The organism is Micromonospora sp. AMSO12t (assembly GCF_008806585.1).
Taxonomy (GTDB): domain Bacteria; phylum Actinomycetota; class Actinomycetes; order Mycobacteriales; family Micromonosporaceae; genus Micromonospora; species Micromonospora reichwaldensis.
The window spans coordinates 1-24,451 of the sequence record NZ_WAAS01000086.1; the positions used below are offsets into that span (position 1 = coordinate 1).

Here is a 24,451-nt window from a genome sequence, read left to right on the forward strand (position 1 = left end):
CGTGCGTGCGGGGAGGGCGGACGGGCCACCCCTTCCAGTCCACGAGGGAGAGGCAGGCAGCAGATGAGCGTCCGCAACCAGCGACCGGGAGCGACCTACCGCTCCTCGGCGTACACCAGTTTGCTGCCGTGGCAGGTGCGCGAGCGCCGCTTCAAGCCGGTCGGGCTCGGACGCCGCGGCCTGGAACCGGCTGATGTCTACGACTTCCTCGACCGCGTCGCCGGCGACATGGCCAACGTCTACGCCGCCCTGGCCGCCAGCCGCCGGGAGGCCGCCGTCCTCAAGGACGCGCTGCGCCGCTGGCGGTCCGAGCAGGCCCGCGCCCGCGCCGACCGGGGACACGACGCATGACCCAGCGGTACGTCATTCACCTGCCCGTCGCCGCCGCCGACCTGCCGGCCGCGCAGCGGCTGGCCCGGGTGATCAGCCGTTGGCTGCTGGTGCTGCCGCAGACCGATCCGGGGGAGAGCACCGTTTCGGAAGAGGACAACCAGCACGTACGCCACCGGGTCTTCTGTGACCTACGCATGCCCGGCGGCCGGCGCTGCCTGCTCCGTGCCGACCACGACGGTGCCTGCTCCCGCCGCCTGCCCCGGTGAGCATTCGACCCAACGCCGGGTGATTTTAAGTCGAGCAGGTTCGCTACTCGGGATAGCCAGCGGAGTAGGTCGCGTCCACGAGCTCTTGGAGGTGTCGGATGACCGAGGCCTTGTGGTCCGTCTCCGGAAGTTGCTGCTCGCCGGCCTTGATGAGCCCGCTTCGCCAGTGGCGGACGATCTCGTGCTGAGCCTCTCTGGGTAACTGGTCGATCCAGAGAGACCCGAGGTTGTTGTCGATGATTTCTTGTAGGTGGTCGGCAGCTTCCCGGTCGGTGAGCCGTTCGACCAAGAACTCCAGAGTCCAGTCGAAGAGACCACCGGTGGCGGTCCAGTCGACCCCGGGCTTCAGCACGATCAGGCCGGCCATCAGTTCCCCACGATGAATACCCGTGGACCGAGATCACGGTCCGCTATGAACTGCTCGATCTTAGCTGTCTGCTCGACCGAGAACTTCGAGACGTCAACGGGCACGAGGTCAGCCTTGTCCAGGTGTCGTTCGATTTGATATTGAAGCTGCGGCCACTGCCGGTCGAAGAACTGGCCGGGGAAGTTACCGACGGCATCATATGTTCGCCCCGCGTCGTCGACCCAGTCGGCCGAGGAATCCGCAGGGGCGCGACTGAGTTGAACGCCGAGGAGTTGTTCCAGCCGTACCGCGGTTTCGGCCTCGCCTGGCCTGAACTTCCCGGTCGCCGGGTCCATGCCGAGCGCATGGACGCGTTCTTCCTCGCTGGCGTGTCGAGCGGGGGGCTCATGAGGCGTCCCGGGAGTCGAGGTGTCGTCCCCGGATCTGCCTGGTCGGCTGCTGGCAAGCCGCCCCAGCGCCTGCTTCAGCTTCTCGATCAGGTTGCCGAGCCGCCGGATCTCCGGCATCAGTCGCCGCAGGCTCGCCAGCAGCCCTCGCAGGAGCCGCGCGATCCGCCCCGCCCACGACGCCACCAACGTCGTCACCTGCTCCACCACCAGCGGCGCGGCGAACCCGCCGGTGACGACCAGTTCGCCGGCGTACACGATGAGCCGGGAGACGCAGGTGGCGATGGCGTCGCGGACCAGCAGCCGGACGGCGGCGACCAGGCCGGCCGCGCCCTCGGTGATGGCGGCGAGGGTGTCGGCGCCCTGGGCCAGGCCGCCGATGGCCTGCTGCTGCTCGGCGGCCCAGGCCCGGTAGGCGGGGCCGGCGCCGCCACCCCAGCTTGCGACGTCGGTACGGACGGCGGTGGCCAGGTCGGCGGCTTCCCTACGCAGCGACGCGGCGACGTTGCGCCAGGTCCGGGCGTGGGCGGTGATCTGCGCCGGGTTGCCGGCGAGCCAGTCCAGTGCCTCGCTGAGCGGCTTGACGTGCTCGATCAGCCAGGCGATGCCGTACTGGAGCAGCGCGCCGACCGGATCGGAGACGAAGGCGAGAGCGTCCAGGCCGGCGCTCACGACGCCGAGGGTGCCGTCGATCCAACTGCCGTTGCGGACGCCCTGGGCGATGAGCTCGATGTCCTCGCAGATCCAGATGCCGGCCCAGGCGCTGGGTGGGGTCTCGGCGGCCGTGGCGACGAGCGGGTTGGTGGTCACTCCTTGTGCCGTATCCGCTGTAGCGACCGCTCGGCCCGAGCGTCGGCGGCCCGGTAGCGGTCGGCGCCGGTCCGCAGTCTGTCGGCGGTGTCGCGCACCGAGCCGGCCGCGGTGCCGATGCCCTGGACCAGGGTCTGCTGGAGGCCGTCGAGCACCACCGGCATGATCGCGCAGAGCCGCCCGTACGCCTCGGCACCCAACCGGACGTGCTGGCCGGCCTGGCGGGCGGTGTCGAGGCTGTCGGCGCGGCGGTCGAGGCGCGCGGCGTGGCGGGTCAGGTCGTCGGGGTCGACCCGGATGCCGTCAGCGCTGGGCATCCGGTGTGCCCTGGCCGGGATCCAGCCGGCGGCGGTACGACTCGACAAGCGCCACCGCTGTCGGATCCTCGGCACCGAGGATGCCCGTGGTCGCCTCGGTGATCCTGCTCAGCAGATCGGCATGAGCGGCTCGGGTGGTCGCCAGGATCTGCCGGGCGGTGTGCGCTGCGGAGTGCTGTCGGGTGCGTTCGTCCAGCCGCAGGTCGACCAGCAGGCCCGACGAGTCGACGGTGACCTCGATCGTCCGATCGGGGCTGGTCGCCGTGCCTCGCATTGCCTGAACCCGCGAAGCCAGCTCCTTGGCCCGGGCCGCCCGGTCCGCGATGGACGCTTCCCAGTCGTCGAGCCGGCGCGTTGCCTCGTCCAGCGCGGCTTCGTCCGCCCACATGCCTGACCCTCCCCAGGGGCATCGACGCCGACTGGTCGGTGTCGCCGTCACGCTACCAATCGGTGGCGCTGCGTGGTGTTCCGCTGAGGTTGTCCTGCTGCGGCATCTGCCGTGCTGCTCGACGGTCCTGCAATGGCGGGGCATCTTCCGACTCACGGCGGATCCGGCCGTGCCCCTTTCGGCGACCGCCGCCTTGCTTTCCTTTCGGGAATTGGCTGGATTGCAATCTTGGTCGGCGTAGCGAGCAATTTACTGTAGACAGACAGCTGAGGCCTGAAGTGTGGACGATCGATAGGTTGGAGGCATGGCATACGGGAGCTACACCGCCGACGGCAGCTACTGGACGGTGCGCAAGCACGGCTCGACCTTCTGGGTCGTACGTATCAGGAATGAGAACGGGACCTATCGGCGGTTGGAATGGTGGGGTGGCTACCGGCATGCAGGTCACGCGGCGCGTGCAGCTGCACAGCTGGCCTATCGGCAGGCCCGGGAGGACGTGGTGAAGGAACTGCGCGGCAGCCTGCACAAGGAGTTGGAGCGTGTCGGCCTCGGTGCCCTGCCCACGCCCGCCCCGCTGCGCCCGGATGCGTCGGTGCTGCCGCCCGACGAGGAATCGTCCGACGCCGAGGAGTGACGGCTGGCTGCGTTCGCGGGCTCGCGTACATCTCGGGGTGTTGCCGGCGGCGTGCTCAGCGTCGCCGTTCGGCGGCGCGGACGACGAGGATGGTGCCGTCGCGGCCCACGGTCGACGGGCGTACGGCTGTGGGCTTCTTCGCGAATCCGTCGGCCAGCCAGGACGCGGCCTACCGGGACGGCAGCGGTGCGGCCGGGCGGACCGCGGTGAACTGGGAGTGCTCGTACCGGGTGGCAGAGAGCAGCAGTAGCCACTCGTCGCAGCCCTGCCACGGGTGGAGGTCGGCGGCGCCGCCGCGTACGACGCGGGGCCCGTCGCCGGTGCGTGGCCGGGTATCCGCCGGCGCGTCCACGAAGCCAGGGATCCACACGTCGGCGCAGATCTCGCCAGCCGAGCCCATCGCCGCCAGACCGAAGGCGTTCTCCCCGCCGGCCGTGCGCTCCTCGTCGCTGAAGTCGTCGAGGATCTGGTCCTCGTCGGGCTTGTCGTCGCCGCGGAACGTCAGCGTGGTGGTGCCGGCGCGGGCCGCGTACTCCCACTCGGCCTCGCTGGGCAGCCGGAACGGCAGGGCGTCGAGCAGGTCGTCCAGGTCGTCCTCGAGCCGGGCCGTCGTGGTGTCCTCGTCGGCGTAGTCGTCCTCGTAGTCGGGCAGCCAGTGCCGGACCTGCGCGACCGTCAGCGGGTGCCAGGCGATCAGGAACGGTTCGACCCGCACCTCACGCACGGGCTGGGCGTCCTTGGCGGCGGCAAAGAAGGGCTCGAGCGTGTCCTCGACTCCTCCGTCGCGCTCGATGGCACGTACGGCCTCCAACTCCGCCTCGGACAGACCCATGCGGAACGTGCCGCCGGGCACCTCCCGGAACAGCACGCCCGACGCGGTGTGCCGCCAGGCCGGACGCCCGGCCACAATCTCCTCGGCCCACATGGCGCCGAACGCTAGCAGCCGAGGCGTCGTGCAGGGCCTGCCCGTGGTTCCGGTAGGCGCCGGTCACTGTCAGCAACTGCCCTGCGGTCACGATGACCGTCACCGTCACGACGGCGAGCCAGGCCAGCCGGTCGGTGAGCAGTCGGCCCGCCGAGCGGGAGCCGCGTACGGCGGCGGCGACCACTCCGGCTCCCCGGGCCGCCCGAAGCGCGATGGCCGCGCGGGCGAACCGCAGGAAGGGTACGGCGAGGAAGATCACCTGCCACCAGTTCTGCCTCCAGAACTGCCGGGCACGGTGCCGGGCCAGCCAGGCACGCAGGACGAACTCCGCCACGAACACGGCCCACAGGATCCAGCTGGCGACCGTGAGGACGCTGCTGAGTGCCTCGTCGTGGGTGAACGACTGTACGAGCACCAGCAGCAGGAACAGCACGCCGAGGATCCCCATCGGCTTGTCGAGCCGGTGAGTGAGGTCGTCGAGACGGGAATCCTTCTCTCGCCGGTTCCGCGCGGACGCACGTCCGTCCTCGGGCCGGCGGTGGCGGTCGCCGTGATCGTCGGAGTGGCCTGCCGGCACGGTCACGTACCGCAGGGGTGCTCGGCATCGGTGGGACCGGGCCGGACCCCCCGCGGCGCGTCCAATCCGCAACGGGCACGTTGCGGGCCACCGGCCGCGATCGTCTGCATGGTCTGGCTCCTCGGGCCGGTGGTGTCGGGACGCGGTGTCGACAACCGACCGTAGGGGCTCGACCACGCCCGGGCTGCCCGTTTGCGTCAAGAGCCGAGATATTCGCGGCTCCTGCCCCCGCGCTGACGGCACATCCCGCCCGAATGATGTCTATCCCTCAATGTCGTTGGTAGGGTGCTGCGGTGCCTCCCCCTGCCACTGTCGGCGCGCCACCGGGCGACCGCTCCCTGACCTCAGAATCCACGCCCTCCACCGCCCGACAGGTGCGGCGCGCACGCTTCAGCGAGTCCGGTCTCGCGTGGCTGATGCTGCTGCCCTCGGTGGGGGTCTTCGCCCTGTTCGTGTTCTGGCCGCTCGGGCGGACCCTGTACCTGTCGGTGCACGGCAACGACATCTTCGGCGCCGCGTCGGAGTACGTCGGCGCGGCGCACTACCGGGACATGCTGTCCGGGGAGTTCGGCAAGGTGCTGGCCACGACGGCGCTGTTCACGCTCTTCTCGGTGGTGCCGGCCGTGCTGGGCGCGCTCTTCGTGGTGCTGCTGCTGGAGGCGCGCATCCGGGGCGTACGGGCGCTGCGCACCGCGTTCGCCCTGCCGTTCGCGTTCTCGGTGGCGACCGCGTCGGTCATCTTCGCCGTCATCTACAACCCGGCGATCGGGGTGGCGAACGGTTTGCTCGGCTCCCTGGGCTTCGACCGGGTCAACTGGCTCACCGACCCGTCGATCGCGTTGCCCGCCGTCTGCGCCGCGACGGTGTGGATGAACTTCGGCTACAACATCCTCGTGCTCTCCGCCGGGGTCTCGGCGATCTCGCCGGAGGTGGTCGAGGCGGCGCGGCTGGACGGCGCGACCGGGTGGCGGCTGGCGACGCGGATCACCGTGCCGCTGCTCTCCCCGCAGCTGTTCTTCCTCGTCGTGGTGTCCACAATCCACGCCCTGCAGAGCTTCGGGCAGATCCACATCCTGACCAAGGGCGGGCCGGACCAGGCCACCACGACGCTGGTCTACTCGATCTACGAGAAGGCGTTCGCCTTCGGCTCCTCCGACTTCGGCGCGGCCAGCGCGCAGGCCGTCGTGCTGCTGGTCATCATGCTCGGCTGCACGGCCGTCCAATTCGGCGTCCTCGAACGGCGGGTCCACTACCGATGAAAAAGCTCAACCTCGGCCGGGTCGCCGTCTACGTCGTGCTCGGCCTGGCCGCGATCCCCGTGCTGTTCCCGGTCTACTACGGGTTCGTCGGCGCAGTAATGGGCCCCGGCGACCTGGCGACCTATCCGCCCGCGCTGGTGCCGAGCGCGCTGCACTGGCAGAACATCACCGACGTGTTCCGCTCGGTGCCGCTGGGCCGCTTCTACGCGAACTCCGCCGTGCAGGCCGGGATCATCACCGTGGCGCAGGTCGTCACCAGCATCTTCGCCGCGTACGCCTTCGCGTTCCTGCGCCTGCCGGCGAAGGCGGCGACGTTCAGCCTCTTCCTCGCCACCCTCATGGTGCCGTGGGAAGCGATCATCATCCCCAACTACCTGGCCATCTCCGACTGGGGCCTGACGCGCGGCGGGCTGACGTACCTCGGTCTGGTGCTGCCCTTCCTCGCCTCGGCGTTCGGCACGTTCCTGCTGCGGCAGGCGTTCCTGCAGTTCCCGACCGAGCTGCGCGACGCCGCGGTGATCGACGGGTGCGGCCACTGGCGGCTGCTGTGGCGGGTCATCGTGCCGCTGTCCAAGCCCTCCATCGCGGCGGTCGGGGTCTACGTCTTCCTCTCGGCGTGGAACCAGTACTTCTGGCCGCTGATCCTGATCCGCGACACCGAGTTCCAGACGCTGCAGATCGGCATCTCCCAGCTCAACGACGCCGAGGCGGCGCAGCCGGGCCTCGTCCTCGCCGGCGTCGCGTTGTCGCTGCTTCCCACGCTGGCCGTCGTGATCTTCGGCCAGCGCTACATCGTCCGCGGGCTGACCGCCGGGGCGCTGCGTTGAACCATCGAGAAGGAGAAGCAATGAGAAGACCTCGGCTCCGTCGGACCGCGGCGGCGTTCGTCGCCGTCGTGGCCGCCGCCGCGCTCACGGCCTGCGGCGACTCCGGGTCCGGCACCGACGGCGGCAGCGGCGCGCTCGACGCGCCCGGCGCCGAGGTGCTGGAGAAGGCCACGGACAAGACCACGATCGAGTTCTGGCACGCGATGAAGGGGGCCAACGCCACCGCCGTCGACAAGCTCGTGGCCGACTTCAACGCCCAGAGCGGCGGCAAGGTCGAGGTCAAGGCGGTCTTCCAGGGCAGCTACGACGAGACGATCGCGAAGTACAAGGCGTCGGTGCAGCAGAAGAGCACGCCGGCCCTGGTGCAGATCTACGACATCGGCAGCCGCTTCATGGTCGACTCGAAGCAGGTCGTGCCGATGCACAAGTTCATCGAGAAGGACGGCTTCAACGCCGGCGACATCGAGCCGAACATCGCCAGCTACTACTCGGTCGACGGCAAGCTCTGGTCGATGCCGTTCAACTCCTCGACGCCCCTGCTGTACCTGAACAAGGAGGCGTTCGAGCGGGCCAAGCTCGACCCGACGAAGCCGCCGAAGAACCTCGACGAGATCGGCGAGCTGGCGAAGAAGCTCACGGTCAAGGACGCCAGCGGCAAGACCGTCCAGTACGGCTTCAACGCCGCCATCTACGGCTGGCTGGTGGAGCAGCTGCTCGCCACCGACGGCAAGGAGTACTGCGACAAGGGCAACGGGCGCAGCGGCCTGGCCACGAAGGTGCAGTTCGACCAGGAGACGGCCGTGCGCGTCGCGCAGTGGTGGACGGACCTGGTGAAGGGCGGCTACGCGACGAACACCGGCCGCAAGACCGACGACGCCCAGGCCGCCTTCAAGTCGGGCACGGTCGCCATGCACCTGGAGTCCACCAGCGTGCTGCGCGGCTACGTCGACGCCGCGAAGGGCAAGTTCACCGTGCTCACCGCCCCGTACCCGAAGGTGAGCGCTTCCTCCACGGGCGGACCGATCATCGGTGGCGCGTCGCTGTGGATCAACGGCGTCGGCCACAACGACAAGGAGAAGCGGGCCGCCTGGGAGTTCGTGAAGTTCGCCTCCGGTCCGGTCGAGCAGGCCAAGTGGCACACCAGCACCGGGTACGTGCCGATCAACGCCAAGGCGCTCGACGAGCAGATCGACAAGGACTGGATGGCGAAGTTCCCCCAGTTCCGCACCGCCGTCGACCAGCTGCACGCGCTGCCGCCGTCGGTCGCGTCGGCCGGCTGCCTGCTGGGCGTGATGCCGCAGGCCCGCAAGGCCTCCGAGGACGGCCTGGAGGCGGCCATCGTGGGCAGCAAGCCGGCCGAGCAGGCCATGAAGGACGCCGCGGCGAGCGTGCAGGGCGCCATCGACAGCTACAACAAGTCGGTCAGCTGACCACCGCACCGCGCTGATCGTCGAGAAGGGCCAGTCCCGCCGGGACTGGCCCTTCTCCGCTGCCACCCCCAGGTCGTGGGGTGCGGGCGGATCCTATGGTGGGCTCTGCCACCGATCGAGGGAGAGACCGTTGTCACCGTCGCACCGCCCGCCCCGTTCGTGCGTCGCAGGGGCGGCCCTGAGCCTGCTCGTCGGGCTCGCCGCCTGCACCGCGCCACGGGCGGAGCCGCCCGAGCGGCCGGCGCCGGGGATCGCGGTGACCCAGGAGAGCCTGCGCGGCGGCGGGACCGGAGCGGAGGGGGAGGGCCCGGAGCCCACCTGGTCGGTGACGGCCAGGCGGCTCGACCAGCCGTTGACGCAGCTCGGCCAGGTCGTCGTCGTGCCGGACGGGCGGGAACTGCGGGCGGTGGACCGCGCGACGGGGCAGGACCGCTGGCGTCGCCCGTTCCCGATGGCCTACCAGTACGCGGTCGCCGGCGACCTGCTCGTGCTCAGCGCCAGCAACGGAGGGTTGCTGGAGGTGCTCGACGCGGCCACCGGCGCCACCCGCTGGCGGACCGAGGACACCCAGGACGTCGTCGTCCAGCAGCAGGTCGTGTACGACCGCGAGTGCGTCGGCACCGGACAGTCCGCGAAGTGCGTCGTCATCGCCCGGGACGTCCGCGACGGTCGCCAACTGTGGAAACTGCCCGCCGACCGGTTCGCCCGGGTCAGCGACGAGGCGCTCGGCGTCCGCGCGCCGTACGCCGCGCCCACCCAGCGGTACGTGTCGGTGCGGCTGAACGGGCGAACCTACACGAGCGTCGCACCCACCACCGGCAAGGTCGGCGCCGGACGCCTGCCGAGCCGGGCCTGGTACGGCTTTGTCGCCGACGGCCTGCTGGTGACCACCGATAACGATCCGCCCCGGGGCGACCGGCGGTGCACGGTCAGCATCGCCACCGTCGACGCGGCCACCGGCGCCGGAGGCTGGTCCGGCGAGGTCTTCAGCGGGCGACGCGAGGACGGCGAGTGTGCCAAGCGACTGGCGCACGACCGCAGCGGGCTGACCCTGATCGGGGCCGGCACCCGGCTCGTCGCGGTCACGGACGCCGGCCGGCCGCAGATGATCGACCTGCGGACCGGTAAAACGCAGTGGGAGGGCGTCGCCCCCGGCGTGCCGATCGACGGGGACGACCGGTCCGTGCTGGTGCGGCGCACCGCCGACGAGGGCGAGCTGGCCCTGCTCGACATGGCCACCGGCGCGACGCGGTGGAGCGCGCCGGACCCGGGACTGTCCGGCACCTCGGCGAGCTGGCGGTCGAGCGTGACCGGACGCCTCGTGGCGGTCAGCGGCGCGGTGCAGGAACGACCGGTCGTGCTCGTCCACGACGTGTCGACCGGTCGCCAGCTCGGCCGGTACGCCGGTTGGCTCGCCGGCGCCGGGGACGACTGGGTCGCGGTGAGCCACTCCGGAGGCTCGGACGGGATCGCACTGGACCTGTACGTCTTCTGACCGGCGCGGCGGGCCGGTCCCGGGCCGCCCGCCGCGCTTACGCACTAGTTCCAGCGGAACAGGAGCGCGGCGACGGTCGCACCGACGACTGCGGTGATCGCCAGACCCGCCAGGTTCGACGCGTCGACCGAGGCCCCCGCCCAGGCGCTGGAGAGCGCCTCGACGGTGGCGCCGAACGGCAGCCACGAGGCGGCCCGGGCCACCGGTTCCGGCAGGGAGGCGGTGCCGCCGAACAACCCGCCGACGGCCCCGAGGGCGAAGAAGGCGATCAGGCCGATGGCGACCGCCGAGTTCGGGGTGGGCGCCACCGAGGCGACGATCATGCCCAGCCCGTACATCGCGGCCACCGAGAGCCCGACCACGGCGAGCGCCATGCCGACGTGGGCCGGCGGACGTGCGCCGAAGCCGACGACGGCGACGGCGTACGCCAGCCCGATCCCCACCAGCACCTGCGCCAGGCTCACCACCAGCTGGGCGACGAGCACCATCGCCGGCGACGCCGGGGTGACCGCGAGCCGGCGCAGCACCCCGCTGCGGCGGTAGTAGGCCAGGAAACTCGGCATGTTCACGATGCCGATCGTGGCGAGGACGATGGTGAAGACCAGCGGAAGGACGAAGAGGTCCAGCGCCGAGCGCCCGCCGGCAACCTCCTGGTCACCGGCGGCAGCGGCGTTCATGACCAGGATCAACAGCGGCAGCCCTATCGGTACGACCAGCCCGGCCGTGTCCCGGACGACCATCTTCGCCTCGCACCCGATCAGGGCCAGCCACGAGCCTGCCCCGGGTCGTCGTACGGTCACCTCGTTCATGCGTCCTCCTCCGTGACGAGTTCCTTGCCGGTGAGGCGGACGAACGCCTCCTCCAGGTTCGCGGCGCCGGCCCTGGCGGCCAGCCCGGTCGGGGTGTCCAGGGCGACGATCCGGCCGGCGTCGAGCAGCACGACCCGGTCGCAGAGCCGTTGGACCTCGTCCATGGCGTGGCTGACCAACAGCACGGTCTCGTCGCGCAGCCCCTCCACACCCGCCCAGATGCGCCGGCGGGCACGGGGATCCAGCCCGGTGGTGAGTTCGTCGAGGATCACCACCCGCGGTCGGCCGACCAGGGCGAGGGCTATGGAGAGGCGCTGCTGCTGCCCGCCGGAGAGCTTCTCGAACCGCGTCCGGGCCTGCCCCCGCAGCTCGACCAGGTCGAGCAGTTCGTCGGCGGGGCGCGGATCGGGGTAGAAGCTGCGGTAGAGGCCGAGCAGCTCGCCGACGGTCAGGGCCGCGTGCAGCTCGGCCTGCTGCAACTGCACGCCGAGCACCTGACGTACGGCGGCGCGGTCCCGGCGCGGGTCCAGCCCGAGCACCCGGACGCGTCCCCGGTCGGGGACCCGCAGGCCGGCGATCAGCTCGATCATCGTGGTCTTGCCGGCCCCGTTGACGCCCAGGACGCCCAGCACCTCACCGGGGGCCACCGTCAGGCTGACGTCGTCGACGGCGACGACGTCGCCGTACCGTTTGTAAAGGTTCTCGACCTCGATGGCGGGTTGGCTCATGCCCTCCATGCTGGTCGGGGCCACCGCCCGCCGCCTGTGCCGGAGGTCAGCCCCGCCGCCCATGACTTTTGGCACCCGTGGCTCGCCGGCCGCGGCGGCTAGGGTTGCCGCATGCGGCGGCTCGGGCTCGATGAGTGGTCCGGCCTGGTGATGCTCGTCGTGTGCGTGGGCGTCGGGTCGCCGGTGATGCTCGGCCTGGTCGAGCCGGACATCCCGGCGCCGGTGTGGGTGGGGCTCTTCGTCGTCACCCTGGGCGCGGCGCTCGGCGCCGTGGCCGAATGGGGAGCACCCCGGACGAGGTGGGCGGCCTACGGCACGGCAGTGGTCGCCGGCTGGGGCGTGGTCGCGACGGCCCCCCGCGCCGGCATGCTGCCGATCCTGCTGGTGGTGATCGCCGCGCTCGGGCCGGAGACCCTCCGGCTGCCGGTCAACCTGCTGGTGGTGGCGCTGAACACGGCCGTTATCGCCCTGACCGTCGGCCGGGTCCACGACGACCCGGTCGCGCCACTCGTGTCCGGGGTGTTCTACGGGCTGATCCAGATCGCCACGACGTTCAGCGTGACCGCGGTCCGCCGGGAGCAGCAGCACCGTCGGGAACTGGCCCGGGCGCACGTGGAGCTGCGGGCGGCCAGCCTGCTGCTGGCCGGGTCCGCCCGCACGGCGGAACGCCTGCGCATCTCCCGTGAGCTGCACGACCTGCTCGGTCACCAGCTCACCGTCCTCACCCTGGAGCTGGAGGCGGCCCGGCACCGTGCGGGCGACCCGGCGCGGGAGCACGTCGAACGGGCCGGCCGGGTGGCCCGGGAGGTGCTCGCCGACGTGCGCGACACCGTCAGCGCGCTGCGCGCCGGGTCCGCCGCCGACCTCGCCGAGGCGCTGCGCGACGTCGGCCGCGACATCCCCGGGCTCGACGTGACGGTCGAGGTGGGCGAGGACGTCGAGCCGAACGAGGAACAGACCGCGGCGCTCGTGCGGGCCGTACAGGAGATCATCACCAACACCCTGCGGCACGCCTGCGCGGGCGAGCTGCGAGTCACGATCGTCCGCCACGGTGCGGCGATCCGACTGACGGCGGTCGACGACGGGCAGGGCGCGCGGGGCGTGGTCCCCGGCAACGGCCTGCGGGGCCTCGCGGAGCGGTTCGCGGCACTCGGCGGGGAGATCGCGTACGACGGCAGCGCGGGCTTCCGGGTGACCGCCCGGATGCCGGCCCGGTGACCGGCATGCTCGATCCGGCCGACGCGTGCGGCCGAGACGACCGGCGTGCCGGCGTGACCAGGGTGGTCGTGGTCGACGACCAGACGCTGGTCCGGCAGGGCATCCGCACCCTGCTCGACATTGCGGGCATCGAGGTGGTCGGCGAGGCCGACGACGGCGAGGCCGCCCTGGCCGCGATCGACGCGACCCGGCCCGACGTCGTCCTGCTCGACCTGCGCATGCCGCGCCGGGACGGCATCTGGGTCCTCCGACGGCTCCGCGAGCGCGGGGCGGACGTGCCGGTGCTGGTGCTCACCACCTTCGACGACGACACCCTCGTCCTCGACGCGCTGCGCGCCGGGGCGCGGGGCTACCTGCTCAAGGACGTCACGCTGGAGCAGCTGACCCGGGCGGTCGAGACCCTCGCCGCGGGCGGAACGCTCATCGCCGTGTCGATCACCGATCGGCTCCTGCGCGCCATCCGCTCGGCGCCGTCCCCGGTCGGGGTGAGCGCCCCGCCGTCGCAGGAGCTCACCGAGCGGGAGCTGGACGTGCTGCGGCTGGTCGCCGAGGGCTACACCAACCGGGAGGTCGCCGGCCTGCTCTTCCTCGCGGAGGGCACGGTCAAGAACCACGTGTCGGCGATCCTGCTGAAGCTCGGCGCCCGGGACCGCACCAACGCGGTGCTGCGGGCGCTGCACGAGGGCGTCCTGCGGTAGAGCTGACGGGGGACCCGTCCGCCGGTGCGTCCGGTCGTCACGCGGTGGGGGATCCGACGCTGTGGTCCCCGGCCTGCACTGGCCGGGGACCACACCGGAACTACCTGCTACTTGGCGGCGGCGGACGGCCGCGGCTTGACGCGGAACGAACCCAGGATGATGTGACGCATCTGTGCACCTCCTCTCAACTGGTGGTGGTCAGAGACCGGGCGTGTTCGAGGGCGTCCGTCAGCTCGTCCTCGTTCACGACCAGCCGTTCTGTCAGCAGGCAGGTGCCGACCGGCGTCGTCACCAGGCTGCTGCCGGCCCTGCGGTGGACGTCCACACGGGAGGCGGCGCCGGGCCGCTCGTCGAGCGGAAATCCGAAACTGAGCCGGTGTACGCCCTGCCGGCCGGGGCGGCGCATGTCCTTCTCCCGGCGCGCCAGCGGCCGGAGCGCGTCGGCGGTGCGCCGCCAGCGCTCGGACACGCTCACCCACTCATCCGTACGGACGACGAGCTGACGCAGCTCGGGGGCGAGTGCCAGGCGCACTGCGTGTTCGCAGATCACCTCGGTCAGGTCGTCGCCCAGCCGCTGCTCCAGGGCTTCGGCCAGGACCAGCAGGTCCAGCAGGTCCTTGATCCGGAACTTGCGCTGGAACCGCTCCTCGGCCACGGCGAAGAGCCCGCACAGGTCGTCCTGTTCCACCGGCGCGACGCGCACCGGGACGCCACGAAGGTCGCCGGCGAAGGTGAACGTGGTGACGTCGGCGCCCATCGGCTTGTCGAGGTGCGGCTCGGTCGCGGGCCACTTCATCGCCACGCCGACGTGCGGCTCGTCGAGCCCCTCCAGGATGCTGACCGCCTGAGGTACGGCCCCCCAACGGTCGACCAGATCCCGTACGCAGGACCACAGGACGTCCTGGTTGGGGGCGAAGAGGTCGACGTCTCCCGACTGCCGCAGTAGCCCACGGGGATAGTGCCGGGCGATGCACGGGCCCTTGAGGACCGTCGCCCCGTACCGGCCGGCCAGCTCGGCGCCGGTCGCGTGGAGGGTCTCGACGCGCTGCTCCCACCGGCGCAGGTACGCGCCCTCCGCCTCGTTGAGCTCGAGACCCCGGGCCACCGCGGAGGAGAGCCAGGTGGCGAGGATCCCCTTGCGGTTGGCCATGTCGGCGACCCGCCAGGTGGGCAGGTCCGGCGGTGCTCCGAGCAGGCGGTCCACGACATCAAGATCGATCATGAAGATCATCAGCCTCACCGCGAGATCGGTCCATCGCGGTGAGGCTGACGTCGTCGGCCATATTTTCTCGATATCCGCTGCCGGTCGACGGTCGGCAGGGCCCGGAGGGACGGACGGCGTGACGCGCCACGGCGAGGACCTCGCCGTGGCGCGTCGCCGCGTCAGCGCAGGCGGCCCTCGATGGCGTCGATGATGCGCGGGCGCAGTTCCGCCGCGCGGATGACGGCGTCGACGGAGCCGACCTCGACCGCGCGCCGGATGTTGTGCACCCGGTCGAACTCGGCGGCCACCTCGCCCAGCTTCTCCACGCGCACCGACGAGCGCAGCTCGTCGAGCTCCGCGGTCAACGCCGCGCGTTCGGTGCCGGAGGCCGCCGCGACGCGGGCCTCCAACTCCCGAACGCGCGGGTCGGCCGCGGTGCGGGCGTTGACGTCGCCGGAGAACACCACCGCGGCGGCGGGGGCGCCGCCGAGGACCGAGGCGAACGAGCCCTCCAGCGCGAGCACGGTCATGTTCGGGTTCAGCGCCTTCGAGAACACCACGAACGCGCCACCGTGGTACCGCGAGATCACGCAGAACACGATGGGCCCGCGGAAGTTCACGATCGCGCGGCCGATCTCGGCGCCGTACTCCAGTTGGAGATTGCGCATCGACTCGGGCGAGCCGTCGAAGCCCGACAGGTTCGCCAGCACCACCAGCGGCCGGTTGCCGCTGGCCGCGTTGATCGCCCGCGCGGCCTTCTTCGACGACCGGGGGAACAACGTGCCCGCGGTGTAGGTGTCCGGGCCGTCGGTGGGCGGGAAGCCGCGCCGCGGCACCGACCGTGACTCGATGCCGATCAGGCACACCGGCATGCCACCGAGGTGTACGTCCTGCACCGCCACGGTCTCCGCGTCGGCCATGCCCGCCCACCGTTCCAGCACCGGGTGGTCCTGGTCGGAGAGCGCCCGCATCACCGTCCGGATGTCGAACGGCTTCTTGCGGTCCGGGTTGGCCTCGGCGGAGAAGATCTCGCCGACGGTGGTGAAGTCGCTGCCCGCCACGACGTGCGGGAAGGCGGAGACGTCGCGGTCGACCGGGTCGGTCGTCCGCGCCCGCCGCGGCCCCTGCTCGCCGGGCGCGACGTACGTGTGCTCGTAGTGCGCCATCAGCACGTCCCGCGCCGCGGCCAGGTTCGGCGCCCAGTACTGCGCCTGCCCGTTCGGGCCCATCACCCGGTCGTAGCCGCCGATGCCGAAGTTGTCCTCGGCCGAGACCCCGCCGGAGAAGTCGAGCGACTGCTTGCCGGTGAGCACCATCGCCGAGTCCGGCGTCATCACCAGAATGCCCTTGGTGTGCATCAGCATCGTCGCCTCGGCGTTCCAGTACGGCTGCGCCCCGACGGTGATGCCCGCGACCACGATGTTGATCTCGCCGCCGTCCTGGGTGAACTCGACGATCCGCTTGAGCGCCGCGGCCACCCAGTCCATGTTCTCCGTGCCCGACTGCATGGAGATCCGGGCGCCTGCGGACAGCGCGTACCACTCCAGCGGCACCTGCATCCGCTCGGCCAGGTCCAGCGCGGCGATCACGCGGCGGCACTCCGGCTCCGACAGCGCGCCGAGCGCCTTCGTTGGGTCGCCTAGCAGCACGACCCGGGTGACGCCCTGCGGGTGCCGCCGGGTCGGCGTGGTCACCACGCCCGCCACGATCGCCGCGCTGTTACGCCCCTTCGGCCGCTCGACCGGGACCAGCGCGTGGTCGTCGTCGAGGTCGTGCTCGACGAAGGTGCCGAGCAGGGCGGTCAGCTCGTACGGGTAGACCGCGTTGCGGCTGCTCGCGCGCAGCACCTTCTGCCGGTAGTCGTCAAGCGGCTCGACCGGCTCGTCCGACGGCTCGCCGACGGTCAGCGCGGTGCCGCCCGTGGCGTCGAACGAGACGCGTACGGCGATCTTGGTCAGCTCGCCGGTCCGGCGGTCGCGCTGCCGCGCGATGAACAGGATCTCCTCCAGCCCGGCGCCCGCGGTCGTGGGCAGCACCCGCCGGGCGATCATCTCCAGCTCCGCGCGGGTGAGGTCGCTCGGCGGCCAGACGTAGACCACGATCCGGTTGGTGCTGAAGCGCTTCCTCGACGGCCGCCGCGACTGCGCGCGACGGATCGAGTCGAGACAGGTGGCGAGGACGTCCTCGGCGGTGGGCAGCGCCACCAGCCGCCCGTCGTGCTCGCGCAGCTCGGTCAGGTCACGCACCTGCGCGAACGCGACGAGGCGGTCGTCCGACGGGTTCTCCCGCGCCACGCACTGGAAGAGGTAGACCTCCTCGTCCGACGACGGCAGCCGCGTGAGGTCGAACTTGCTCAGCCGCTCCATCTGCATCCGCTGCGCGATGTACGGGTGCAGGCCGCGGATCAGCCGCTCCTCCATCATCCCGATGGTCGACGGGCGGAACGTGAAGTGGTGGTGCATCACCGCGCCGCTGCGACCCGCGACGGTGGTGGTGAGCCTGCGGACCTGGTTCGGCAGCGGGTGCGCGCTGACGACCTCGTGCAGCGCCGCCGCCATCGCGTCGAAGTCCGCCGGCTGGTTCTCCCACGCCAGATAGATGTCGACGTCGATGGCGTCGTGGCCGCTCGCCAGCTCAGCGAGGCCGCGCAGCGCGCTGCCCAGCGCGTCGAAGCCCACGGCGGCGGAGACCACGCACGAGCCCGTCCGCTCGGCGACCACGAACGTGCAGCCCTCGACCTCGCTGGTGCGTACGCGGTTGAGGTCCTTGTTGCCGTAGTAGCGCCGGGTCAGCACCTCCAGCATGACCGCGTTGTCCACGTCGTCGCGGACCAGCCGCTGGCCGAGCAGCCGCACCAGCGGCTCGGTGGAGCGCACCATCTCGGCGACGCGCTCGGCGCGGTCCGGCGCGTCCGGGTGCGCGTCGAGGTGGCGTAGGTGCCGACGCACGTCGGCGTAGACGCGGGCGCGGTTGCGGCGCAGCAGCGGCTGGGCGAACCAGGCGAACACCACGCCGCGCGCGAGGTCGCAGACCACCGGGAAGCGGACCTGCGTCGCGGCCACCAGCCGCTCCAGCGCGAGACCGGCGGGCTCGCGCAGCGACTCGTCCGGCGGCGGCTCCCGCAGCCAGGCGCGCAGCAGCGTCGCGACGACCGTGGCGTCGGCGGACGCGCGTTGCAGGGCGAGGAAGATCCGGAACACGGCGGCTTCGAGCTCGGGGCAGCGCTCCAGCTCGGTGACGCCGTAGTGCCCGAGCGCCTTGGCGAGCTTGGCCTGGAACGTCTCCGGCAGCCCGGCCCGGTCCACGTCGAGGTACTGCAGGTAGGTGTGGAAGTACTCGCGGGCGCTCGGCACGTGGCCGGCGCCGCCGCCGTCCTCGCCCGTCGGCCGGTTGCGGCTGAGCTCGGTGAGGTCGGCGAACACGTCGATGAGGCCGAGTTCCTCGGCCAGCGGCCGGTGACCGTCCTCGGTGGCGGCCCGGCGCGCGGCGAGGTAGTCGTCGAGCAGCCGGCGCTCGTCGTGCGGGTCGACGTCGAAGCCGAGCAGCAGGCTCCGCAGGTCCTCCTGGCCGCGCGTGGCGCGCTCCCGCGCCGGGATCCTGGCGGGCGCTTCGGGCAGGTCCAGCTCGACGGACTCGGTCGCCGCAGTCTCCCCGGCCTCGGCGTCGTCGGCGAGCGGCTCCAGCCGCAGCAGCGGCGCGCCGGTCTCCACCTGGGTGCCCACGGAGACGACGCATTCCTTCAGCCGCGCCTTGAACGGCGCCCGCAGCACCGTCTCCATCTTCATGCTCTCCAGCACCAGCACCGGCGCGCCCGCCTCGACCTCGGCGCCGACCTTCAACGGCGTGGCGACGACCAGCGCGGGGCTGGGCGAACGCAGGACACCGCCCTCGTCGCGGGTGACCCGGTGCGCCACGCCGTCCACCTCGACCAGGTGGATCGGCCCGTGCGTGCCGATGAGCAGGCGGTAGCGGGTGCCGTTGACGACGACCTGCCCGGTGTGCCGGTCGAAGCGGTCCAGCTCGACGTCGGCGGTGCGTACGGTGCCGCCCGCTTCGACGCCGACGCGGAACCGGTGTGCGCCGACCCGCGCGACGCGCACGCGGTAGTCGACGCCGCGCAGCTTGAGGTCCAGCGGCCGGCCGCTCTCGTGTTGCACCTGCGGGCGGCCGCCGAACGCCGTCGACAGCAGCCGCTGCCGCTCGACGCGCTCCTCCTCCTCGTACGCCTCGATGGCGGCGGCCGCCAGCGCGACGGCGGAGTGCCGGTGCGTGACCAGCCTGCCCTCGCCCCGGACGCGGTCGATCCAGCCGGTGTCCGCGCTGGCGTCGATCACCTCGGGCTGGTCGAGCAGGTCGAGCACGAAGCTCTTGTTCGTCGCGCCGCCCTCGATGATCACCGTGGTCTGCGCCATCGCCCGGCGCAGCCTGCCGAGCGCCTCGTCGCGGTCGCGGCCGTACGCGATGATCTTCGCGATCATCGAGTCGAAGTCGGCGGGGATGGTGTCGCCCTCGCTGACGCCGGTGTCCACGCGGATGCCCGGCCCGGCGGGCAGGTCCAGCCGCGCGATGCGGCCGGGGGAGGGCGCGAAGTCGCGGTCGGGGTCCTCGGCGTTCAGTCGGGCCTCGATGGCGTGCCCGCGCTCCACCGGCGGCTCGCCCTCGAGCCGCCCGCCCGACGCCACGTGCAGCTGCGCCCTGACCAGGTCGAAGCCGGTGGTGGACTCGGTGATCGGGTGCTCGACCTGGAGGCGGGTGTTGACCTCCAGGAACGCGAACAGCCGGTCGCCGGGGTGGTAGAGGAACTCGACGGTCGCCGCGCCGCGGTAGCCGACCGCGACGGCGAGCCGTTCGGCCGACGTCTTGAGCTCGGCCGTCTGCTCAGGACCGAGCACCGGCGACGCCGACTCCTCGATGACCTTCTGGTTGCGCCGCTGCACCGAGCAGTCGCGGACACCGAGCGCCCACGCGGTGCCCTGGCCGTCGGCGATCACCTGGACCTCGACGTGCCGGGCGCCGGTGACCAGACGTTCCAGGAACACGACGCCGCTGCCGAACGCCCGCGCGGCCTCCTGGCTGGTGCGCTCGTAGGCGTCGGCGAGCTCGGCCTCGTTGGTGATCACGCGGATGCCGCGCCCGCCGCCGCCCGCGGTCGCCTTGAGCATCAGCGGGTAGCCGATCTCGGCCGCCGCCGCCAGGGCGGCGTCCAGGGTCTCGACCGCGCCACGGCTCCACGGCGCGACCGGTACGCCGACCTCCTCGGCGATCAGCTTCGCGCCGATCTTGTCGCCCAGCTTGCGCATGGCGTCCGGGCTCGGTCCGACGAAGGTGACGCCGATCCTCTCGCACAGCTCCGCGAACGCCGGGTCCTCGGCGACGAAGCCCCAGCCGACCCACGCGGCGTCGGCCCCGCTCTCCACCAGCGCGCGCTCCAGCACCTTCAGGTCGAGGTACGGGCGCGCGGACGCGGGACCGAGGTCGTAGGACAGGTCCGCCTCGCGGACGAAGGTGGCCGTACGGTCGACGTCGGTGTGCAGGGCGACGGTCTCGATCCGTGTCCCGGTCTCCGCGGCGATGTCCCGTACGGCGTGGATGAGCCGCATGGCGGCCTCACCACGGTTGACGATGGCGACACGACTGAACACCGATCGAGCCCTCCTTTTAGACCAATGATGCGCGGGCCGCGACGCGGCGGCACCTTCGGCAGTGTCCACCCTCGTGCCTGTGGATCAAAAGGTCAGGGGTCCGAATCCGTTCGGCGAACGGACGATGTTGCGGCGTTGACCAGCCAAAACGCCTGACACAACCGTGATCGTTTCCCGGCATGTGTTGCGGCCGTCCACTTCGTGGGAGGGTGATGCGCCCGGGGCGCGCTTATGTTACTGGCGGGTTCGTGTCGAACGGTGTCGCGACGGAGCCTCAGCCGGGACCGGTGCCACCGTCGACGTCGCTGAGTAGCGGGCCCGGGACACGCATCCGCCACGCGTCGGTGACGAGCTCCGTCAGGCGGTCGACGTCCACCTGCGCCAGCCGCAACATGACCAGGGGCAGCCCCTCGTACGAGGGCGTGGTGAAGAAGACCTCGGGCTCGCCGAGGAGCAACGCCTGCTTCTCCGCCTCGTCGCCGACGTAGAGCACCGCGACGTCCGTCCGGATCAGGCGCGACGTGCCGGGTCTGCGCTCGGGGTAGGACCAGACGAACCCCTTGTCGGCGACCCGGAAGTCGAAGCCCTCGCTGTCGATCTCGACCACGTGCGGCAGCGCCAGCGCCAGGTGCCGGACGTCGTCGGCGTCAGCCATCGGGGTCGCTCCGCACCATCGTTTCCCACACCCGCGCAGATTAGCTGCCACGGGTGACAACATGGTGCTGGCGCGAGGGCCCGACCGGCGGGACCCGGCCGCGCGCAGCGGCTCCGATCGCCGTTCGGCCGCCGCCGCCCGACTGTGAACTCCGTTACCTCGCCGCCCGGCGGGAATGAGATCACCGGATCCGGATTTGGAGCCAGATGTGACTCCTGCACTCTTCCCAGCCCGGCTGCCCACCGACCGGCCGGCGGCGAGCCGATGACGGCCGCCGTCGACGCCCCGCAGGGGCCGGCAGCCCCGCTGACGCCCGGTGACCTGATGAGCCCCCGGCAACGCCTGCGGCTCGTCCTCGTCCTCGGGTCGCTGATCGCGGTGGGTCCGCTGACCATCGACATGTACCTGCCCGCGCTTCCCACGATCGTCGACGAATTCCAGACCACGTCGGCGGCGGTCCAGTTGACCCTCACCGGCACGCTGGCGGGCCTCGCCCTCGGCCAGCTGCTGATCGGCCCGCTGTCCGACGCCGTCGGCCGGCGCGCGCCGCTGATCGCCGGCATCGCGCTGCACGTCGTGGCGTCGCTGCTCTGCGTCGTCGCGCCGAGTATCGCGGTTCTCGGCGCGTTGCGGGTGGTGCAGGGCCTCGGCGTCGCCGCGGCCTCGGTGGTCGCGATGGCCGTCGTCCGCGACCTGTTCGACGGTGCGGCCTTCGCGAAGCTGCTCTCCCGGCTGCTGCTGGTCATGGGGGCGGCGCCGATCCTCGCGCCGACCCTCGGCGGCGGGCTGCTGCGCTGGACGGACTGGCGCGGCGTCTTCGTGGCGCTGGCCGCCTTCGGCGTGCTGCTCGTGGTGGTCGCCGCGTTCGGCCTGCGCGAGACGCTGCCCGCCGAGCGGCGCCGGCGCGGCGGCGTGGTCGCGACCATCGGCGTGTACGGCGCGCTGCTGCGCGACCGCACGTTCGTGGGCCTGGTCCTGGTCGCCGGGCTGGCCATGGCCGCTCTGTTCGCGTATGTCGCCGGGTCGTCGTTCGTCTTCCAGGACCAGTACGGCCTGGACGAGCAGCAGTTCGGGTTGGCCTTCGGGGCGGGCGCGGTCGGGCTGATCGCGGCGACCCAGTTCAACGTACGGCTGCTGCGCCGCCACCCGCCGCAGCGGATCCTCGTGGTCGCCCTGGCCGCGGGGAGCGTGGCCGGACTGGCACTGCTCGCCTTCGCCGTGACCGGGTTCGGCGGGCTGCCGGCCCTGCTGGTGTCGTTGTGGGTGGTGCTCGCGGCGGCGGGCCTCGCGATGCCGAACGCGCCGGCCCTGGCCCTGTCCCGCCACGGCGAGGCGGCCGGCACGGCCTCCGCCCTGCTCGGCGCCGTGCAGTTCGGCGTCGGGGCGCTGGCCGCACCCCTGGTGGGCGTCCTGGGCACCGGCGCGGTCGCCATGTCCGTCGTCGTCGCGGGGGGCATGCTGGCCGCGACGGCGGTCCTGTTCGTCGTCGTGCGACCGTCCCGGCTCGCCGGCCTGGAGCCGGACGGGGTGGTCGTGGCAGCGCACTGAGCGGGCTCGGAAAGCAGTTGTCGGCGGAACGGGTGGCGGCCTAGCCTGCTGGCTGTGCACGCCCCCTGCCGGCGGATGCGCCGGGTGCGCCGGTGAGCAGCCGCCTTCGTGAGATCGCCCGACAGACGGTGGCTATCGCCGAGTCGGGCCGGTACCGCAACGGCGCCGGCGACGAGGTCGTCATCGGTGCGCAGGTGCAGGCCGCGGTCGCCGGCACCCGCCACCACCTTCCCGACGGGACGCTCACGATCGGCGACACGCGGGTCGGGGCCGGCGACGTCGAGGTGACGTACGAGTCGACGTTGCAGGCGGCCCGCCGGCTCGGTCCGGATGCGGCGTGTCTGGTGTTCGCGTCGGCCAAGAACCCGGGCGGCGGGTTCCTCGGCGGGGCGAAGGCGCAGGAGGAGAGCGTCGCACGATCGTCGGCGCTCTACCCGTGCCTGCTCGCCGCGCCCGACTTCTACGCGTTCCACCGCGGCCAACGCGACCTGCGGTACAGCGACCGGGTCATCTACTCCCCGGGCGTGCCGGTGTTCCGCGACGACAAGGGCGGGCTGCTCGACGTGGCGTACCAGACGTCCTTCCTCACCGCCGCGGCGCCGAACCTCGGCGCGATCGTGCGCAACCAGCCCGCGCACGCCCCCGACGTGCCGGCGGTGCTGCGCCGGCGTGCGCGGCGGGTGCTCGAGGTGGCCGCCGCGCACGGGCATCGGACGATCGTGCTGGGCGCGTGGGGGTGCGGGGTGTTCCGCAACGACCCCGCCACGGTGGCGGACGCCTTCGCCGACGCGCTGCGGGTGGTCGACCGGTTCGACCGGGTGGTGTTCGCCATCCGCGACAACCTGTCGGGCACACCCGTGTACGGCGCGTTCGCGGAACGTTTCGGCACCTCCGCGCCGGGACCGGCAGGCGACGCCTGTCGGGGTTGAGCGGTTCGGCCCGACGCCGCGCCGAGGCCCGGCCCGGCGGTGGCGGCGCCCCCGCCACCGCCCCTCAGCCCGCCGGCGCCGCCCAGCCCGCCGGCGCCGTGGTCAGCGTGGCTGCTCGGCGAGGTCCCGGATGCCCTGCAACGTGCCGGTCATGGCGTCCCGCAGGGCGTCCAGCCGGCGTGCGATGACCTGCTCCTCGTTCTCCGGGGCCCGGTCGATGACCAGGCTGAGCCCGGTGCGGCCGGGGCCGATCCGCACGGAGTGGGACAGCCGGCACCCGCCGCCCTCGGCGGTGAGGCGGTACTGCCAGGTGGCACCCGGTTGGTCGAGGTCGGTGGGGCCGCCGCCGAAGCGGTCGTCCGGGTCGAGCACCACCCAGCCGAAGACCCGTGGCGCGTCGAACCGCACGACGTGCGAGATGGTGCGCCACTCGCCCAGCGCCGGATGGTGGTTGTGCCCCTCGAACCGGGCGCCGAGCGTCGGCCCTTGGCTGCCGTCCAGCCAGCGCACCCGGCGCAGCTCCGGACTGAACCGCGCGGGCAGCTCGATGTCCGTGACCAGCTCCCACACCCGGGCGGGATCGGCTGCCACGTGCAGGTCGCACTCGACTGCCGGGCCGTCGACGTAGCGCACGGCATCCTCCTTCGTGTCCTTCACTGACTTCCGGTCCGCGCGCCGCACCCACCGTCGCAGGACGGGCGACACCGCACCGGACAAGGATGGCCCGTCCGGGGCCGACCGCGCAGCCCCGCAGGCTCACGTGTCTCGATGCCGACGATCGACGCGCATCGCGACGGCCGGCGGTCGACCCGCCCGATCGCCGGGGCTGCACGCCGCTCCGCCGGCTGCCGCGATCCGGCGTCGCGGTCATGGCGGCGGCGTAAACGGGTATGCCGCCGCATGGGTACCGAGGTCGTCGTGGTCGGCGCCGGCTTCTCCGGGCTGGCCGCCGCGCTCGCGCTGGCCCGCGCCGGGGTGCGGACGCGGGTGCTGGAGGCTGTCTCTT

At 72.1% G+C, this 24,451-nt stretch carries 23 protein-coding genes; 12 read left to right on the forward strand and 11 right to left on the reverse strand.

Features of this window, described 5'->3' with window-relative positions; translation table 11 throughout:
* The first annotated feature begins 63 nt into the window (after window positions 1-63).
* Window positions 64-351: a DivIVA domain-containing protein gene (locus F6X68_RS15245; protein ID WP_151454899.1), complete on the forward strand. Its 288-nt coding sequence runs from the start codon at window positions 64-66 to the stop codon at window positions 349-351.
* On the forward strand, window positions 348-599 hold the full coding sequence (locus tag F6X68_RS15250; protein WP_151454900.1) for a hypothetical protein: 252 nt from the start codon (window positions 348-350) through the stop codon (window positions 597-599). The genes F6X68_RS15245 and F6X68_RS15250 overlap by 4 nt, the downstream gene beginning before the upstream one ends.
* A gap of 43 nt (window positions 600-642) precedes the next feature.
* Here F6X68_RS15250 and F6X68_RS15255 read toward each other — a convergent pair whose 3' ends face one another.
* Genes F6X68_RS15255 through F6X68_RS15270 form a run of 4 tightly spaced genes read right to left on the reverse strand, consistent with a single transcriptional unit; the run spans window position 643 to window position 2,867 of the window.
* Window positions 643-966 (reverse strand): hypothetical protein, encoded by a 324-nt coding sequence (locus F6X68_RS15255; protein ID WP_151454901.1) that lies wholly within the window; start codon window positions 964-966, stop codon window positions 643-645.
* The gene (locus tag F6X68_RS15260) at window positions 966-2,162 is read right to left on the reverse strand and encodes a WXG100 family type VII secretion target (protein WP_151454902.1); all 1,197 of its coding nucleotides are present in this window, start codon (window positions 2,160-2,162) and stop codon (window positions 966-968) included. The genes F6X68_RS15255 and F6X68_RS15260 overlap by 1 nt, the downstream gene beginning before the upstream one ends.
* Complete coding sequence (locus F6X68_RS15265; protein ID WP_151454903.1) at window positions 2,159-2,479, reverse strand: type VII secretion target; 321 nt, start codon at window positions 2,477-2,479, stop codon at window positions 2,159-2,161. Before F6X68_RS15265 ends, F6X68_RS15260 begins: the two co-directional genes overlap by 4 nt.
* A complete protein-coding gene (locus F6X68_RS15270) occupies window positions 2,466-2,867 on the reverse strand; it encodes a YbaB/EbfC family nucleoid-associated protein (RefSeq protein WP_151454904.1) in 402 nt (133 codons plus the stop codon). Before F6X68_RS15270 ends, F6X68_RS15265 begins: the two co-directional genes overlap by 14 nt.
* Before the next feature lie 304 nt (window positions 2,868-3,171).
* Here F6X68_RS15270 and F6X68_RS15275 point away from each other — a divergent pair, with 304 nt between their 5' ends.
* Window positions 3,172-3,501, forward strand: a complete 330-nt coding sequence (locus tag F6X68_RS15275) for a hypothetical protein (RefSeq protein WP_132239135.1) — start codon at window positions 3,172-3,174, stop codon at window positions 3,499-3,501.
* A gap of 169 nt (window positions 3,502-3,670) precedes the next feature.
* Here F6X68_RS15275 and F6X68_RS15280 read toward each other — a convergent pair whose 3' ends face one another.
* A complete protein-coding gene (locus F6X68_RS15280) occupies window positions 3,671-4,426 on the reverse strand; it encodes an SUMF1/EgtB/PvdO family nonheme iron enzyme (RefSeq protein ID WP_151454905.1) in 756 nt (251 codons plus the stop codon).
* A gap of 951 nt (window positions 4,427-5,377) precedes the next feature.
* Here F6X68_RS15280 and F6X68_RS15285 point away from each other — a divergent pair.
* The 4 genes from F6X68_RS15285 to F6X68_RS15300 all read left to right on the forward strand — a co-directional run bounded on the left by F6X68_RS15285 (window position 5,378) and on the right by F6X68_RS15300 (window position 10,014).
* The gene (locus F6X68_RS15285; protein ID WP_225852222.1) at window positions 5,378-6,262 is read left to right on the forward strand and encodes a carbohydrate ABC transporter permease; all 885 of its coding nucleotides are present in this window, start codon (window positions 5,378-5,380) and stop codon (window positions 6,260-6,262) included.
* Entirely contained in the window at window positions 6,259-7,089 is an 831-nt protein-coding gene (locus F6X68_RS15290) for a carbohydrate ABC transporter permease (RefSeq protein WP_151454906.1), read from the forward strand. Before F6X68_RS15285 ends, F6X68_RS15290 begins: the two co-directional genes overlap by 4 nt.
* Window positions 7,090-7,109: 20 nt before the next feature.
* A complete protein-coding gene (locus F6X68_RS15295) occupies window positions 7,110-8,519 on the forward strand; it encodes an ABC transporter substrate-binding protein (RefSeq protein WP_151454907.1) in 1,410 nt (469 codons plus the stop codon).
* 130 nt (window positions 8,520-8,649) lie between these two features.
* Window positions 8,650-10,014, forward strand: coding sequence for a PQQ-binding-like beta-propeller repeat protein (locus F6X68_RS15300; protein WP_192581416.1), 1,365 nt, complete (start codon window positions 8,650-8,652; stop codon window positions 10,012-10,014).
* Window positions 10,015-10,058: 44 nt separating this feature from the next.
* On the opposite strand, the gene F6X68_RS15305 is transcribed toward F6X68_RS15300, so the two are convergent.
* Window positions 10,059-10,823: an ABC transporter permease gene (locus F6X68_RS15305; RefSeq protein ID WP_151454909.1), complete on the reverse strand. Its 765-nt coding sequence runs from the start codon at window positions 10,821-10,823 to the stop codon at window positions 10,059-10,061.
* The gene (locus tag F6X68_RS15310; protein ID WP_225852223.1) at window positions 10,820-11,551 is read right to left on the reverse strand and encodes an ABC transporter ATP-binding protein; all 732 of its coding nucleotides are present in this window, start codon (window positions 11,549-11,551) and stop codon (window positions 10,820-10,822) included. The genes F6X68_RS15305 and F6X68_RS15310 overlap by 4 nt, the downstream gene beginning before the upstream one ends.
* A gap of 111 nt (window positions 11,552-11,662) precedes the next feature.
* Here F6X68_RS15310 and F6X68_RS15315 point away from each other — a divergent pair, with 111 nt between their 5' ends.
* Both F6X68_RS15315 and F6X68_RS15320 read left to right on the forward strand, forming a co-directional pair.
* Window positions 11,663-12,769 carry a sensor histidine kinase gene (locus F6X68_RS15315; RefSeq protein ID WP_151454910.1) on the forward strand — a complete coding sequence of 369 codons (1,107 nt, stop codon included), beginning with the start codon at window positions 11,663-11,665 and terminating at the stop codon, window positions 12,767-12,769.
* Window positions 12,770-12,822: 53 nt separating this feature from the next.
* Window positions 12,823-13,467: a response regulator transcription factor gene (locus tag F6X68_RS15320; RefSeq protein WP_151454911.1), complete on the forward strand. Its 645-nt coding sequence runs from the start codon at window positions 12,823-12,825 to the stop codon at window positions 13,465-13,467.
* 184 nt (window positions 13,468-13,651) lie between these two features.
* On the opposite strand, the gene F6X68_RS15325 is transcribed toward F6X68_RS15320, so the two are convergent.
* From F6X68_RS15325 to F6X68_RS15335, 3 genes are all read right to left on the reverse strand, one after another.
* Window positions 13,652-14,698: a nucleotidyltransferase family protein gene (locus F6X68_RS15325; protein ID WP_151454912.1), complete on the reverse strand. Its 1,047-nt coding sequence runs from the start codon at window positions 14,696-14,698 to the stop codon at window positions 13,652-13,654.
* 152 nt (window positions 14,699-14,850) lie between these two features.
* Window positions 14,851-20,313, reverse strand: a complete 5,463-nt coding sequence (locus F6X68_RS15330) for a carboxyl transferase domain-containing protein (RefSeq protein ID WP_151454913.1) — start codon at window positions 20,311-20,313, stop codon at window positions 14,851-14,853.
* Between the two features lie 274 nt (window positions 20,314-20,587).
* A complete protein-coding gene (locus tag F6X68_RS15335; RefSeq protein ID WP_151454914.1) occupies window positions 20,588-20,968 on the reverse strand; it encodes an MmcQ/YjbR family DNA-binding protein in 381 nt (126 codons plus the stop codon).
* Window positions 20,969-21,292: 324 nt separating this feature from the next.
* On the opposite strand from F6X68_RS15335, the gene F6X68_RS15340 reads away from it, so the two are divergent.
* Window positions 21,293-22,516 carry a multidrug effflux MFS transporter gene (locus tag F6X68_RS15340; protein WP_151454919.1) on the forward strand — a complete coding sequence of 408 codons (1,224 nt, stop codon included), beginning with the start codon at window positions 21,293-21,295 and terminating at the stop codon, window positions 22,514-22,516.
* A gap of 92 nt (window positions 22,517-22,608) precedes the next feature.
* Window positions 22,609-23,445 carry a TIGR02452 family protein gene (locus tag F6X68_RS15345; RefSeq protein ID WP_151454915.1) on the forward strand — a complete coding sequence of 279 codons (837 nt, stop codon included), beginning with the start codon at window positions 22,609-22,611 and terminating at the stop codon, window positions 23,443-23,445.
* Between the two features lie 102 nt (window positions 23,446-23,547).
* Here F6X68_RS15345 and F6X68_RS15355 read toward each other — a convergent pair whose 3' ends face one another.
* Window positions 23,548-24,078, reverse strand: a complete 531-nt coding sequence (locus tag F6X68_RS15355) for an SRPBCC family protein (protein WP_151454916.1) — start codon at window positions 24,076-24,078, stop codon at window positions 23,548-23,550.
* Window positions 24,079-24,345: 267 nt separating this feature from the next.
* Here F6X68_RS15355 and F6X68_RS15360 point away from each other — a divergent pair.
* The coding region (locus F6X68_RS15360) for an FAD-dependent oxidoreductase (RefSeq protein WP_151454917.1) at window positions 24,346-24,451 on the forward strand (106 nt) is incomplete at its 3' end.